Annotated in this window: 9 protein-coding genes; 8 read left to right on the forward strand and 1 reads right to left on the reverse strand. The window is 73.6% G+C overall.

What is annotated here, in order from left to right:
* Positions 1-166: 166 nt before the first annotated feature.
* From ACLZOT_RS34020 to ACLZOT_RS34055, 8 genes are all read left to right on the forward strand, one after another.
* Positions 167-1180 carry a LacI family DNA-binding transcriptional regulator gene (locus ACLZOT_RS34020; protein ID WP_416973000.1) on the forward strand — a complete coding sequence of 338 codons (1014 nt, stop codon included), beginning with the start codon at positions 167-169 and terminating at the stop codon, positions 1178-1180.
* Between the two features lie 80 nt (positions 1181-1260).
* The gene (locus ACLZOT_RS34025) at positions 1261-2808 is read left to right on the forward strand and encodes a glycoside hydrolase family 43 protein (RefSeq protein WP_416973104.1); all 1548 of its coding nucleotides are present in this window, start codon (positions 1261-1263) and stop codon (positions 2806-2808) included.
* Positions 2809-2957: 149 nt separating this feature from the next.
* A complete protein-coding gene (locus tag ACLZOT_RS34030) occupies positions 2958-6245 on the forward strand; it encodes a BTAD domain-containing putative transcriptional regulator (RefSeq protein WP_416973001.1) in 3288 nt (1095 codons plus the stop codon).
* Positions 6246-6393: 148 nt separating this feature from the next.
* The gene (locus tag ACLZOT_RS34035; protein ID WP_416973002.1) at positions 6394-10296 is read left to right on the forward strand and encodes an eCIS core domain-containing protein; all 3903 of its coding nucleotides are present in this window, start codon (positions 6394-6396) and stop codon (positions 10294-10296) included.
* Positions 10297-10336: 40 nt separating this feature from the next.
* On the forward strand, positions 10337-10993 hold the full coding sequence (locus ACLZOT_RS34040) for a hypothetical protein (protein WP_416973003.1): 657 nt from the start codon (positions 10337-10339) through the stop codon (positions 10991-10993).
* Positions 10994-11022: 29 nt separating this feature from the next.
* Positions 11023-11868 (forward strand): hypothetical protein, encoded by an 846-nt coding sequence (locus ACLZOT_RS34045; protein ID WP_416973004.1) that lies wholly within the window; start codon positions 11023-11025, stop codon positions 11866-11868.
* Between the two features lie 81 nt (positions 11869-11949).
* Positions 11950-12600 (forward strand): alpha/beta hydrolase, encoded by a 651-nt coding sequence (locus ACLZOT_RS34050; protein ID WP_416973005.1) that lies wholly within the window; start codon positions 11950-11952, stop codon positions 12598-12600.
* Positions 12601-12682: 82 nt separating this feature from the next.
* Entirely contained in the window at positions 12683-13996 is a 1314-nt protein-coding gene (locus tag ACLZOT_RS34055) for a cryptochrome/photolyase family protein (protein WP_416973006.1), read from the forward strand.
* Here ACLZOT_RS34055 and ACLZOT_RS34060 read toward each other — a convergent pair.
* Positions 13971-14972 (reverse strand): MerR family transcriptional regulator, encoded by a 1002-nt coding sequence (locus tag ACLZOT_RS34060; protein ID WP_416973007.1) that lies wholly within the window; start codon positions 14970-14972, stop codon positions 13971-13973. The two genes, ACLZOT_RS34055 and ACLZOT_RS34060, sit on opposite strands and share 26 nt — an antisense overlap.
* Positions 14973-14978 lie beyond the last annotated feature (6 nt).

A 14978-nucleotide genomic window follows, 5' to 3' on the forward strand; every position in this document is an offset into this window, starting at 1 on the left:
GGGGCACGGGCCGCTCTCGGCGGGCCGCCGCTCAGGAAAGTGGTGCGAAGGAAACGCTGGCTGTGCGGGAAAACTTTCGTCGTACGCGGCGGAGAAGCTAACACGGGGATCTACAACGGGCCAGAGCCGGTGCGAGAATGCCGGTACGACGACGAGGAAGGCGACCTTGGAGAACCACGCACCCGACACCCCCCGCCCCGTCACCATCGCCTACATCGCCGAGTCGGCCGGCGTCTCCGTCCCGACCGTCTCCAAGGTGATCAACGGCAAGTCCGGCGTCTCCGCCGACACCCGCGCCCGCGTCGAGGCCCTGGTCGACAAGTACCGCTACCGCAAACCGGCGGGCGCCGGCCGCAGCAACGTCGTCGAACTCGTCTTCCGCGAGCTCAGGGACATGTGGGCCGTCGAGATCATCCGGGGCGTCGAGGAGGTCGCCCGGCGTCACGGCGTGGGCCTCATGGTCTCCCGCTTCGGCCTGCACGACTCCACCCCCGGCTGGGACGACACGGTCGCCCGGCGCCCCAACTGCGTCCTGTCCGTGGCCCAGCTCTCCGAGGCGGAACGCGCCCAACTCACCGCCAAGGGCATCCCGTTCGTCGTCTTCGACCCGATCGTCGAACTCCCGGACGACGTCCCCTTCGTCGGCGCCACCAACTGGTCCGGCGGACGCGCGGCCACCCGCCACCTCACCGCCCTCGGCCACCGCCGCATCGCCATGATCGGCGGCCCCCGCGACCAACTGTGCTGCGCCGCACGCCTCGACGGCCACCGCTCCGCCCTGCGCGCGGCCGGACTCCCCGACGACCCCGGCCTGGTCGTCCACACCCAGCTCACCCGCGAGGACGGCCACGAAGCCGCCCGCGCCCTGCTCGCGCTGCCCGACCGGCCCACGGCGATCTTCACCGCCAACGACCTCCAGGCACTGGGCGTCTACCAGGCGGCGCGGGAAGCGGGCCTGCGGATCCCCGAGGACCTCAGCGTCGTGGGGTTCGACGATCTGCCGGTCGTCGGCTGGGTCGACCCGCCCCTGACGACGGTCCACCAGCCGCTGACCGAAATGGCGGTGGCGGCAACGGAGTTGGCGCTGCTGCTGGGCCGCGGGGAGGAGGCGCCGCAGGTGGGGGTGGAGATCGCGACCCGGCTGACGGTCCGGGAGAGCACGGCACCGCCGAGAAACTGACCCGACGGCCCGTACGAAAGTTTTCCGATCAGCGGTACGACACTTGCCAACCCCGGCCGTCCCTGGGGATCGTGAACCCCATGGTCGCCCACCCCGTCCTCCCCGGCTTTCACCCCGACCCCACCGTCTGCCGGGTCGGCGACGACTACTACCTCGCCTGCTCCAGCTTCGAGTACTTCCCCGGCGTACCCCTCTTCCACAGCCGCGACCTGCGGAACTGGACCCGCATCGGCAACGCCCTCGACCGGCCCAGCCAGCTGAGGCTGCCCCTCGACTCGCCCTCCTCGGGCGGGATCTACGCGCCCACGCTCCGCCACCACGACGGCCGCTTCTGGCTGATCGTCACGAACGTCAGCGCGGACGGCAACCTCATCGTCACCGCCACCGACCCGGCGGGCCCCTGGTCCGAGCCGGTCCTCCTGCCCGGCGTCCAGGGCATCGACCCCGACCTCGCCTGGGACGACGACGGCACCTGCTGGTGCACGGTCGCCGGCGTCGGCCAGTACCGCATCGACCCCCGCACCGGCGAGACCCTGGGCCCGGTCCGCCGCGTCTGGTCCGGCGGCCCCGGCGCGAAGGCCCCCGAGGCGCCCCACCTCTACCACGTCGGCGACTTCTGGTACCTCCTCATCGCCGAGGGCGGCACGGAACGCGGCCACGCCGTCTCCATCGCCCGGGCCCCCGCGCCCTACGGCCCCTTCGAGCCGTGCCCGGCGAACCCGGTCCTCACGCACCGGGGCACCGACGACCCCGTCCAGAACACGGGCCACGCGGACCTGGTCCAGGCGTCCGACGGGACCTGGTGGATGGTGTTCCTCGGCGTACGCCCCGGCGGCGGCACACCCGGCTGGCACGTCCTGGGCCGCGAGACGTTCCTCGCGCCCGTGACGTGGGAGGACGGCTGGCCGGTCGTCGGCGAACTCGCCGCTCCCGCGAGCGAACCCGCCGGCTCCGCAGGCCACTTCACATCCCCCGCCGACGGGTCCACCCCCGAACCGCCCCACACCCACACCCCCGCACTCCACCCCACCCAACTCGACCCGCCCCACGACGACTTCGACCACCCCGGCCTCGCCCCCCACTGGATCTCCCTCCGCGACCGCCCCACCACCCACTGCACGACCAAGGACCGCCCCGGCTGGCTCACCCTCCGCGCCCGAGGCACCTCCCTCGACGCCCCCGACGTCGTCTTCACCGGCCGCCGCCAACAGCACCCCGCCTCCCGCACCCGCGCCCTCATCGACCCCTCCGAGGGCCGCGGCGGCCTCGCGGTCCGCCTCGACGAACAGCACCACTACGCCATCGAGGCCACCCGGGGCGAGGTCCAAGTCCGGGCCCGCATCGGCCCGTTGAACCCCGTCGTGGCGACCCTCCCGACCCCGCCCGGCCCGCTGGTCCTGCGCATCGAGACGACCACCCCCGAACCCCGGGGCGCCCGCACCGGCCCCGACACGGTCACCCTCGGCATCGAGAACCCCGACGGCACGTACGTACAACTCGCCGCCCTGGACGGCCGTTACCTCTCCACCGAGGTCGCCGGCGGCTTCACCGGCCGCGTCATCGGCATGTACGCCGCCGAAGGCACCGTCCACTTCGACTGGTGCGCGTACGAACCGGTCGCCCCCTGACCCCCGTTGGCCGAGAACCGCCTCTCCGCCACCGGGCCGGCGATGTACCGTCGACCAACGCGCCGACGGGACCGACCACCCGCCCGGCGAAGGACCACTGACCTGCGCCGTCGTCCGGCACGGGCCAGGCACGCTGGGGACGGGACACGGTGGAGCGCACGCCTGAGGAACTGGGGGCGTGGCTCCGCTCCCGGCGGCGGGAACGGGGCCTGAGCCAGCCCCAGTTGGCGGAGCTGGCCCAGGTCAGCACCCGCAGCATCCGCGAGATCGAGAACGGCCGCGCCCACCGGCCGTACGGCCGCCCCGTGCACCGCCTGCTCGCCGCCCTGGACACGGCCCGCGTCGAACTGGCGGTCCTCGGCCCGCTCACCCTGCGCGTGGCGGGCCACCCCGTGGACCCCGGCACGGCGAAACAGCGCGCCCTGCTCGCCCTGCTGGCCCTGCACCCCGGCAAGCCCGTGTCCCGCGACGAGATCGTGGACGTCCTGTGGGCCGACGCACCACCCGCCACCTGCCTCAACCTCGTCCACACGTACGTCACCCGGCTGCGCCGCCTGCTCGACCCGCAGGACCCGGCGATCCTGCGCCGCACCCGCGACGGCTACCAACTCGCCCTCACCCCCGACCAGTCGGACGCGGCCCGCTTCACCGCCCGCGCCACCCACCCCGGCGACCTCACCGCGTCGCACGAGGCGTACGAGGCGGCCGCGACCGCGTTACGCCTGTGGCGCGGCCCCGTCCTCCACGGCTCCCCGTCCTCCCTGCGCGAACACCCCTCGGCGATCGCCCTGACCCGCCTGCGCCTGACCCTCGTCCAGTCCTACGCCGACGCGGCCCGCACCCTCGGCCGCCCCCAGGACGCCGTACCCGAACTCCAGCGCACCGCCGACCTGGAGGAACTCCACGAAGGCGTGCACGCCCGGCTGATGCTGGCGCTCGCCGCGTCCGGGCAGCAGGCCGCCGCGCTGCACCTGTACGCGGCGCTGAAGGACCGCCTCGACGACCAACTCGGCGTGCTGCCGGGGCCCGAACTGGCGGACGCCCACCTCGAAGTCGTCCGCGGCAAGCCGCCGCGCCCGGCGACGCGGCACCAGACGCCCGCGCTCCTGCCCTACGACGCCCCGCACTTCACCGGACGCGCCGGTGAACTCGCCCGGCTGGATGCCCTGTTCGAGACCGGCGCCCTCGGCGGGCTCACCGGGCCCGCCGGGGCGGGGAAGACCGCGCTCGCTGTGCACTGGGCGCACCGGGCGCGGGAACGCTTCCCCGACGGGCAGCTCTTCGTGGACCTGCGCGGGCACGCGCAGCAGGCCCCGGTGCGGCCCGCCGAGGCGCTGGCCCGGTTCCTGCTGGCCCTCGGCACCCCGCCCGACCGCATCCCGGGCACCCCCGAGGCCGCCGCCGACCTGTACCGCACCCTCGCCGCCGGACGCCGGATGCTGGTCGTCCTCGACAACGCCGTGGACGCCGAGCAGATCCGCCCCCTGCTGCCCGGCGGACCGGGCTGCGCGGTCCTGGTCACCAGCCGCGACCGGCTCGCCGGACTCGCCGCCCGCGACGGCGCCCACCGCGTCGGCGTCGACGTCCTCACCCCCGACGAGTCCCGGCTCCTGCTGGTCCGCACCCTCGGCGCGGCCCGCGTCGCCGCCGAACCCGACGCCGCCGCCGACCTCGCCCACGCCTGCGGCCACCTCCCCCTCGCCCTGCGCATCGCCGCCGCCAACCTCGACCACACCCCCCACCACACCCTGCGCGACCGGGCCGACGAACTCCGGGGCGGCGACCGCCTCACCGCCCTGTCCGCCACCGGCGACCGCAGCACCGCCGTACGCAACGCCTTCGGCCTCTCCTACCACGCCCTGGAGCCCGAGGCGCGGCGGACCTTCCGGCTGCTGTCGCTGATACCGGGCCCGGAGACCGGCCGGGACGCCGTCGCCGCCGTCACGGGCCGCACGGCCACCGAGACCGCCCGGACACTGGACCGGCTCACCGCCGCGCACCTGCTGCGCGAACACCGGCCCGGCCGCTACCGCTTCCACGACCTCATCGCCCTGTACGCCGCCGAACGGCTCGCCCAGGAGGAGACCGCCGGGAGCCGTGCGGCCGCCGCCGGGGCCCTGTACGCCTGGCTGCTGGCCACCGTCGACCACTGCGCGCGCCTCCTCTACCCGGGCAAGCAGCGCCTGCCGGGCATCCGCGAGAAGGTGCTCGGCGGGCCCCCGCCCCTCGACCTGCCCGACGAGACCTCCGCGATGCGCTGGCTCGACACCGAACTCGTCAACCTGGCGGCGGCCGTCCACCAGGCGGCGGCCGACGGCGACCCCGCGTCCTGGTGGCTCGCCGACGCCCTGCGCGGATACGCGTGGACCCGCAAACACGCCGTGGACTGGCCCGCCGTCGGCGAGGCCGCGCTCGCGGCGGCGCGTACGGCAGGGGAGCCGCTCGCGCAGGCCGCCGTCCACAACCTGCTCGGTCACGCGCACATGCAGCAGGGCCGCACCGACCGGGCCACCGGCCACTTCGAGCAGCTCCTCGCGCTCGCCGAGTCCGCCGAGTGGTACGAGGGTGCCGCCACCGCCCACACCAACCTCAGCTCCGTCACCCGCCTCAGCGGACAACTCCGGCGCAGCGCCGGGCACCTGGAGGCGGCCACCGAACTCGACCGGCGCAGCGGCCTCGCCGGAGAACACCCCGTCGTCCTCGACAACCTCGGCAACGTCCTGCGCGACCTCGGCCGGCTCACCGAGTCCCTGGACTGCCTCCTGCGCGCCGAACGCCTCCCGCCCGACCTCGACTCCGAGCACAGCCGCATCCACCGCCAGGCCAACATCGGCCGCGCCCTGCACCTCCTCGGCGAGCCGGAGAAGGCGGCACGCCGGTTCACGAAAGCCCTGAGGATGGCCCGCCGCAGCAACGATTCGGGGGTCGAGGCGTACGTCCTGCGCCTGACGGCATCCGCCCGACGCGACAGCGGAGACCCCGACGGCGCCCTCGAACTCGCCCTGAAAGCAGTCGAGTTGAGCGACGAGGACGTCGACGAATACTTCCGCGCCGCCGCCCGCGTCACCCTCGGCGGGGTGCTCCTCGCCCTCGACCGGCGCGACCGGGCCGCCGAGGCGTACCGGGAGGCCCTGAAACTCGCCCGCGAGCGCGGCGCGTACGACCAGGAGGCCCGCGCCCTCCTCGGCCTCGCGTCCGTCGCCGTCCCGACGGACCTTGCCCAGGCCCGCGAGGCGCTGGCCCTCGCCCGCCGCACCGAGTACGTCCTCGTCGAGGGAGAGGCGCTCACCGTCCTCGCACGCGGCGCCCTCGAACGCGGCGACCGGACCACCGCCGCCACCCACGCCCGCGAGGCCCTCGCCGTGCACCGGGGCACCGGCCACCGCAAGGGGCAGGTGCAGGCCCTGGGTCTCCTCGACAGGGCGACGGCGCTCTAGCGCTGCCGGTCGCATGGGTGCCTGACCGGCAAATGAGCAGGTCAGAGCCTGAGTCATGGGCGCCCTGCCGATACAGAAAGCTGCCAGCTTTTCCTTCCCCGCCCCTCCCTAACGTCTGAGGCGCCACCCACCGACCTACGGAGGCCCGATGACGACAGCGGACACCGGACAGAGCCCGCCCCCACCGATCCTGCGCCGCCTCGAACGCGGTCTGCGCGCCGACCTGTCCGCCCTGCGCGTCCACACCGGCCCGGACGCCGACCGCCGGGCCCGCGCGCTCGGCGCCGACGCGTTCACCAGCGGCTCCCACGTGTACTTCCGGCACGGCGCCTACCGGCCCGAAACCCCGGCGGGATTCCGGCTGTTGGCGCACGAGGCCGCGCACGCCGTCCAACAGGCGCTCGGCGGGGTCGGTACCGGCATCGGCAGAACCGGCGACCGCTGGGAGCGGCAGGCCGACCGGTGGGCCGACGCCGTCGCCGGGGGCCGCACCCGGCAGGGGGCCCGGGTCGTCGTACCGCCCGGCGGCTCACCGGCGATCCAGCGGCACGTCTCCTACGAGCACCGCATCCTCGGCGACGCCCCCACCAAGAACCTGCTGTCGATCACCGCGAACGCGCCCGACCGGGGCGCTGTCCTCGACGCGCAGATTCAGTTGCAGAACCTGTGGCGCGACGCCCCGCAGAAGGTCACCGAACAGGACATCGACGCCCTCAAGCTGGGCATCAGGACCCTGCGCATCGGCCCCGACGCCGGACTCCTCGTCACCTACGGCGAGTTGAACGCGCTGCCCGACTACCTCGCCAACGCGGGCGCCTTCGGGGACGTCCCCACGGAGACCCTCCTCGGGATCCTCCAGTGCATCCGCCAGGAGAGCTTCAACCAGCTCACCGGCATCCGGACCGGCCGTGCGGCGCCCAACGACGAGTTCGCGTACGCCGCCTCCGCGCCCTGGAAACTCGACCTGATCAACGACATCGTCGAGACGTCCTCCCTCGACGAGTTCACCTCCGGGCTCGGCTTCCTCGGCGAGGACCACTACCAGGGCCTGCTGGCCCGCAACGCCTGCCACTTCGCGCCGTTCTCCTGGTACCGCTGGCAGTCCTTCCACCTCGTCGCCCGCAACCTCGCCCAGCGCTCCTACCTGAACAAGCGGGACCCCGAACTGGCCCGGCAGGCGCTCATGTACAACGGGTACGCCGACCACTTCCTCCAGGACTCCTTCGCCGCCGGACACCTCGTCAACAAGACGCTCGTCATGCAGTGGTTCATCGAGTGGGCCGCCGGACAGAACCTCCTCCCGGTCGCCGACTGGGACCAGATCAAGAACATGACCGCCGCCCAGCAACCCGGCCTCGCGGGCCTCGGCCTCTACGACCCGGCGTACAACGGCCCCTCCAACGACCCCCAGACCTCCCAGGAGGCGGCCACCCTCGTCCGTCGCGCCCTCGGCAGCGGCCTCGTCGCCGACACCCGCCTCGGTCTCGGCGGCACCTACCAGAACTACCTGACCTTCCTGACCGGCGCGGTCGCCCAGCTCGGCTCGGCCATGCTGCACAACCACTACAACGACTCGTCCCTGTACGTCAGTTCGGTCCAGCAGCCGACCCCGTACGTCGTCTGGGGCGACGCCACCCTCCTGACCGGCGCGGGCGGCTCCGCCGGCGTCGAGGCGACCAGTACGGCCGCCCAGCAGTCCCAGCAGGCGATCCTCGACCTCCTCACCCAGGGCGACACCGACATCACCGTCCAGTCGATCCGCGACCGCTTCCCCAGCCGGGCGGGCGACACGAGCGCCTCGATGACGGACCTCAAGTCCTGGGCCACGGGCCAGAAGGCGTCCTGCGAGGACATGTTCAGCGACTTCGGCCAGACCCTGAAGCAACTCCTGGTCGGCCTCGCCAGCCCCCGCCTCGGCGTCGTCTCGCAGGACCAGAACTTCGGCAGCGTCTGGGCCCAGGGCCTGCCCAACGAGAGCCTCACCTACGCCCCCGTCGAACTGCTTCTTTCCGAGAAACGCCTCTTCGCGGCCTCCGACGGCTACGCCTACGAACTCGCCCCCGGCTCCGGCAAGTTGCTCAACCAGAGACTCCTCACCGACCTCGTGGGCGTCGGCGACTACACGGCCACCCTCACCTCGGACGGCACGAGCCTCTTCTGCGGCACCCACGGCTACGTCTACTACCTCTCCCTCGACGAGTTCGAGGTGACCCAACAGGTGCCCCTCGGCGGCAAGGGCTCCTATCACCCCGTCGACCTCGCCCTCTCCAACGACGGCGAGAGCCTCTTCGCCGGCTCCAACGGCTACGTGTACGAACTCGCCCCGGACACCGGCGACATCGAGAACACCCTCCTGCTCGGCAGCACGCTGGGTGTCGGCGACTACACCACCCAGGTCACCACCGACGGCACCAACCTGTACGCCGGCGTCCACGGTTACGTCTACGCGGTGGACCTCGGCAACTGGAAGCAGCCCGCCTGGTCGACCCCCGTCGGCGGGAACCTCGCCTACGTCCCCGCCAGCGTCCTCCTCCACGACGGCCGCCTCTTCGCGGGCTGCAACGGCTACGTGTACGAACTCGACCCCGGCACCGGCAAGATCCTGGGCAGCCTGCTGGTCGCCGCCACGGTCGGCATCGGCGGCTACACGACACAGATCGACTCCGACGGCTTCAACCTGTACGCCGGAGTGCACGGTTACGCGTACGCGATCGACCTCGACACCTGGCAGAAGGCGTCCTGGTCGACCGGCCTCGGCGGCGTCGGCGTCTACGCGAAGGTGACCGTGAACGCCGCCGCCGGACGGCTCTTCGCCGGCTCCAACGGGTACGTGTACGAACTCGACCCGGGCACCGGGAAGATCCTCCACAGCCTCCTCATGACCTCGGCCGTCGGCACCGGCGACTACACGACCACCGTCGTCCCCGACGGCTGGGACCTCTACACCGGCGTCCACGGCTACGCCTCCAAGGTCCTGACGAACAACGCCAGCCCCGACGGCAACCTGTACCTCAACACGCAGGACGAGGCGGGCGACTGGCAGGACTGGGTCGCCGGGTTCGACGGAGCGCCGTCCGCCGTCCGGTCCGTCACCGCGATCACCGAGGACCTCGCCCACGTCGGCGTCTTCGCGATCGGTTCGGACGGCACCGGCCACCACAACGAACTCGGCACGACGAAGGGGTGGACGGCGAGGTTCGGCGGCCAGGACTTCACGATGCGGTCCCTCGCGGTCGCCCCCGGCGGCATGCAGTACGTCCAGGCGTTCGCCGTCGGCGACGACGGCACCGTCCACTACAACCAGCAGGTGCCGGGCACCGGAGACCGCTGGTCGACGTGGCAGGCGGACTTCATGGACGCACCCAAGGCGAGCTGCGTCGCCGCGTTCAGCGGGGCCTACCCGCCGCAGGAGACGGTCTCCCAGTTCTTCGCCGTCGGCCTGGACGGCGTCCTCTACCAGAACCAGCTCACCTACGACGACGACGGCGACCCCCACTGGCAGGGCTGGGTCGCGGGCCTCAACGGCGCCCCCACCGGACTCCAGTCCGTCACCGTCGCCCTGTCGCCCGTGTCGTCCGCCGAGGTCTTCGGCATCGGCCAGGACGGCACCCTCTTCCACACCGCGCGCGACACCTCCGGGACCTGGAGCCCGTGGGAGTCCGACTTCATGGGCGCCCCGAAGATCCAGGACATCGCCTGGACCCTGGACTACGGCAACGAGCACCTGATGGTCCTCGCCGTCGGCGTCGACGGGTCGCTGCACCAGGCCCGGATGGACGCGGGCTGGTACGCGTTCACCCCGATGGACGGCCCTCCCGGACTCCAGTCCGCCGTCATCGGCCGAGGGCCCGTCAACGGGGGCTTCATCGAGGCGTTCGGCCTCGACGCCCACGGCGTCCTGTACCGCACCTACCAGGACGACAACGGCAGTTGGCACGACTGGCAGCCCAGATTCCAGGGCGCCCCGACCGGCGTACAGGCCGTGACCATGGCCCGCGTCGACGACTACTTCGGCTCGGACTACCTCCGCGTCGTCGTGATCGCGCCCTGAACTCCCTTTCTGCGTAAGCCTCTTCAGTAGGAGACCCAGCATGCACGAACTGAATCGCAGGCGCGTCCTCGGCGGAGCGGCCACGCTGGCGCTGGGCACGACCGTGGGGCTCGCGTCCCCGGCCTCGGCGTCGCCCCTCGCCATCAGCGCCGCCTACCCGCTCCCCGACGGCGAGTTCGGGTTCGTCCGAGGTGCCGAGACCTTCCACACCGACGGCGGCCTCCGCCCCCTCGCCGACCGGTTCCCGAGCCTCCCCGCGAGCTTCACACGGGGCGTCGACACCGCGTACACCCTCCTCGACGGCACCCACGGCTTCGTCAGAGGCGCCGACGTCCACCACACCGGGTGGAGACGCGGGGCCGGCCGCACGCTCGCCGGGCAGTTCCCGACGCTGCCGAGGAGCTTCACGCGGGGCGTGGACACGGCGTACGTGCTGCCCAACGGGGCGTACGGGTTCGTGCGCGGAGGCGAGGTCCACCACACCGACTGGGCGCCGGGCTCGGTCCGGCCGCTCGCCGAGCGGTTCCCCACGCTGCCGGGGCACTTCGCGAGCGGGACGACCGCCGCGTACGTCCTGCCCAACTGGGTGCACGTGTTCGTGCGGGGCGACGAGGTCCACCACACGGACCTGGGGCGCAAGGCCGTACGCCGACTCGCCGACGAGTTCCCCGAGTTGCCGCAGAGCTGGCTGGCGTAATCCCGCCTTTTTTATACGAAGGAGTACTGATGACACACAGACCAATCCGTGCGGCGGTCGTGGCCGTTGCGCTGGCCGCCGCTGCGGCCGTGGCCCTGCCCGCCCAGCCCGCCGCCGCGACCGTGTCGGTCAACACCGTCGCCGGGTGGAACATGCAGGGCGCGTCCAGCGGTGGCGGCAACCCCAACGACCCGCCGTCCAACAACTGGGCCGACCAGGTCGTCGGGATGATGACCTGGTACTCGGTGGTCACCCTCCAGGAGGCCGGCGCGGTGCCCGCCTCCGCGCGGCCCACGGGACGGCCGCTGCCGGGGACCGCGGCGGTGGGCGGGTACGCCGTCGTCGAGTACCTGTGGAACCGGCGTTTCGTCTACCACGTCCAGGTGGGCGGCGCGGGGACACGGACCAACATGGCCATCGTCACCAGGACCCAGGCCCAGAGCGTGTTCATGATTCCCCCGCAGGGCGCGCGGGGCGCGGGCAGGCCGAGCTTCGGGGTCGAGGTGCAGGACACCGACGGCAGCGCGAACACGTCGGTGTACTGGAACGTGCACGCCCAGTCCTTCGGCGCCGCCGGGGCGATGCGCAACGACGCCGCGAACATCGTCGCCCAGATCGACTTCGTCATGCGGGGTGTCGGTTCGCCGTCGTGGGCGGCCATCGGCGACTGGAACCGCGACCCGGCGACCCAGCTGTGGCCGACGGTGCCGCTGTCGCTGCGGGTCGTCTTCACCGGGGAGGCCACGCACTTCGGCTCCACACAGGACAGCGAACTCGACGCGATGGTCACCAACGACGGCAACCCCTACCTCCACGCCGTGCGCGCCGGAGGCCCGCTGTCCGACCACAGCCCGATCTCCTTCTCCACCACCTGAGGGGGCGCGGCGGTTACGGGGCGCACGGGGTGGGGGAGGATCGGGGGAGACGGGCCGACAGGGGCCGAGGCGGGGGTGCGGATGGACGGCGTGACCGGGCGGTTCCGCGCGGCGGTGGTGGTGCTGCACGGGGGCGCGGTGAACGACGTACGGCCCGGCCGGGCCCGGCAGCTCGCCGCGCTGCGGATGGAACCCGTGGCGCGGGCGCTGGGCGCGGCGGTGGGGGAGGGCGTCCTCGTCACCCGGGTCCGCTACCGGGTGCGCGGCTGGAACGGCGCCCAGGCCGACCCCGTACCGGACACCCTCGGCGCGCTCGACCGGCTCGCCGAGCGGTACGGGCCCGTCCCCACCGTGCTGGTCGGACACTCCATGGGCGGGCGGGCCGCCCTGCACGCCGCCGGGCATCCGCTGGTCCACGCCGTGGTGGGGCTCGCTCCCTGGTGGCCGCCCGGCGAACCCGTCGAGCAGCTCGCCGGGCGGCGGATCGTCGCCCTGCACGGCGACCGCGACCACATCACGTCGGCCGGCGAGAGCGCCGAGCTGATCCGGCGGGCCCAGGGTGTCGCCGTACGCGCCGACCTCGCGCTCGTCAGAGGCGGCGACCACGCGATGCTGCGCCGGTACCGCGTCTGGCAGCGCACCACGACGGCGCTCGTCGCGCACCTCGTCGACCCCGGGACCGGCCCCGACCCGCTGCCGGCGGACCTCCTGCCGACCTCCTGGAATTCGTGACCCTTCGGAGCATCCGGACACCGCCCCGCCATGGAAGTGATCTGTGGAAGGCAATCCGTCCCGCTCCCCGGAGTCACGCACCATGAACGTCTCGGTCGTCCTGTTCACCTCCGACCTGCGCCTGCACGACCACCCCCCGCTCACCGCGGCCCTCGCCGGGGCCCGCGAGGTCGTCCCCCTGTTCGTCCGCGACCCCCGCTGCACGGCCCCGGCCCGGCTGGCGTTCCTCGCGGACTGCCTGCGCGACCTCGACGCCGGTCTGCGGGAGCGCGGCGGCAGGCTCGTCGTCCGCAGCGGGGACCCGGTCGAGGAGGTGGCCCGGATCGTCGCGGAGACCGGCGCCGGCGCGGTGCACATGGCGGCCGACGTGAGCGGGTTCGCACAGCGCCGGGAGGAGCGGCTCCGGCAGGCGCTGGGGGCGCGGCTGCACGTCCACGACGCGGTGAACGCGGCCGTCGCCCCCGGCGCCGTACTCCCCGCCGGCTCGGACCACTTCGCCGTGTTCACGCCCTACTACCGCCACTGGTCCCGCACCCCGCTGCGCCATCCGCTCGCCGCGCCGCGCACCGTACGGGTCCCCGAGGGGGTCGCGTCCGAGCCGCTGCCGGCTGGGGAGGGGACCGGCGGGGAGACGGCGGGCCGGGCGCGGCTCGCGGCCTGGCTGCGGACCGGGGTGAACGCGTACGAGGAGCGGCACGACGACCTCGCGGGCGACGCGACCTCGAAACTCTCCGCGCACCTGCACTTCGGGACGCTCTCGCCGGTCGAACTGGTCCACCTGGTGCGGACCGTGCCCGGACCGGGCGCCGAGGCGTTCCGCCGGCAGGTCGCCTGGCGCGACTTCCACCGCCAGGTCCTCGCCGCCCGGCCCGACGCCGCGCATGCCGACTACCGTACGAAACACGACCGTTGGCGCACCGGGGCGGACGCGCGGGACGACATCGAGGCGTGGCGGGCGGGCCGCACCGGGTACCCCGTCGTCGACGCGGCGATGCGGCAACTCCTGCACGAGGGCTGGATGCACAACCGGGGCCGCCTGCTGGCCGCGAGCTTCCTCACGAAGACCCTGTACATCGACTGGCGCGTGGGCGCCGCCCACTTCATGTCGTTGCTCGTCGACGCCGACGTGGCCAACAACCAGCTCAACTGGCAGTGGACAGCGGGCACCGGCACGGACTCCCGGCCCAACCGGGTCCTGAACCCGGTCACACAGGCGAAGCGGTACGACCCCGAGGGGGTGTACGTACGCCGCTGGGTCCCCGAACTCGCCGGTGTCGAGGGGCCGTTGGTGCACGAGCCCTGGCGTCTTCGCGGTGCGGTCGCCGACTACCCCGGCCCCATCGTCGACCTCGCCGACGGCCTCGCCCGCTTCAGGCGGGCCCGCGGCCTCGACTGAGTACACCGAGCGCGTCCCGCAGACTGCCGGGCCGCACCGTCCCCTCGCCGCTGCGGCCCAGCCAGCCGGGGCCGGCCAGCACGACCAGAGGGCCGCGGCGGGCGCCCCGCACACCCCACCGGGCGCCGGCGATCCGCCGGGCCGGCGCCGGGTTCGCCGTGGAGCGGGTCTGCGCCCACAGGACGACGGCGGAGGGGCCCAGCCGGTCCACCGCCGCGGTGAGGGCGGGTACGGGGACGGCGGCGCCGAACATCCTGACGGGCAGGGCGAGTTCGGCGAGACCGGCGTGCAGGGCCTCCAGGGCCAGCGTGTGCTGCTCGCCAGGGACGCAGGCCAGGACGATCGGGTCGGGGCCGGTCACAGGGGTGGTGCGGTGCCGCAGGGCTGTGGAGACGTGCCAGGAGAGGAGGTGCTCGACCTCGACGTAACGCTCCCCGGAGGAGGCCCACTTGCGGCCCACGGCGTGCAGGACGGGGGCGATCACGTGCTCCCAGGCGGTGGTTACACCGTACGCCTCGACCGCCGCGGTCAACTGGCGTTCCAGGGAGGGGGAGTCGAGGCGCAGGGCGGCGCGGGCCAGGCCGCGGCGCTCGCGGTGGGTGGCCTGGTGGTCGCCGAGGGGACCTCTGGTCGTGCCGTGACCGGCGTGGGCCGCTGTCTCTTCGCCGCACCCGCCGGCCGCGCGCTCCGGCGCTGCTTCCCCGCCACGGCCCCGGGCCGCGAGCCGTGCCGCCTCTTCCCCGTCACGCCTGCCCGCCGCGAGCCGTGCCGCCTCCGCCGGAGGGACGCCGGTCGCCGTCAGGCCGCACATCCGCTCCACGGCCGCCACGTCGTCCGGGGTCCAGCGGCGGTGGCCGCCGGAGGTGCGGGCGGTGGGGCCGAGGCCGTACCGGCGGTCCCAGGTGCGCAGGGTGGTGGGGGCGACGCCGAGGCGGCGGGCCAGGGTGCCGGTGGTCAGGCCGGGGTCCTTGTCCATGGGGGC

Source organism: Streptomyces sp. 4F14 (assembly GCF_048159485.1).
Lineage (GTDB): Bacteria > Actinomycetota > Actinomycetes > Streptomycetales > Streptomycetaceae > Streptomyces.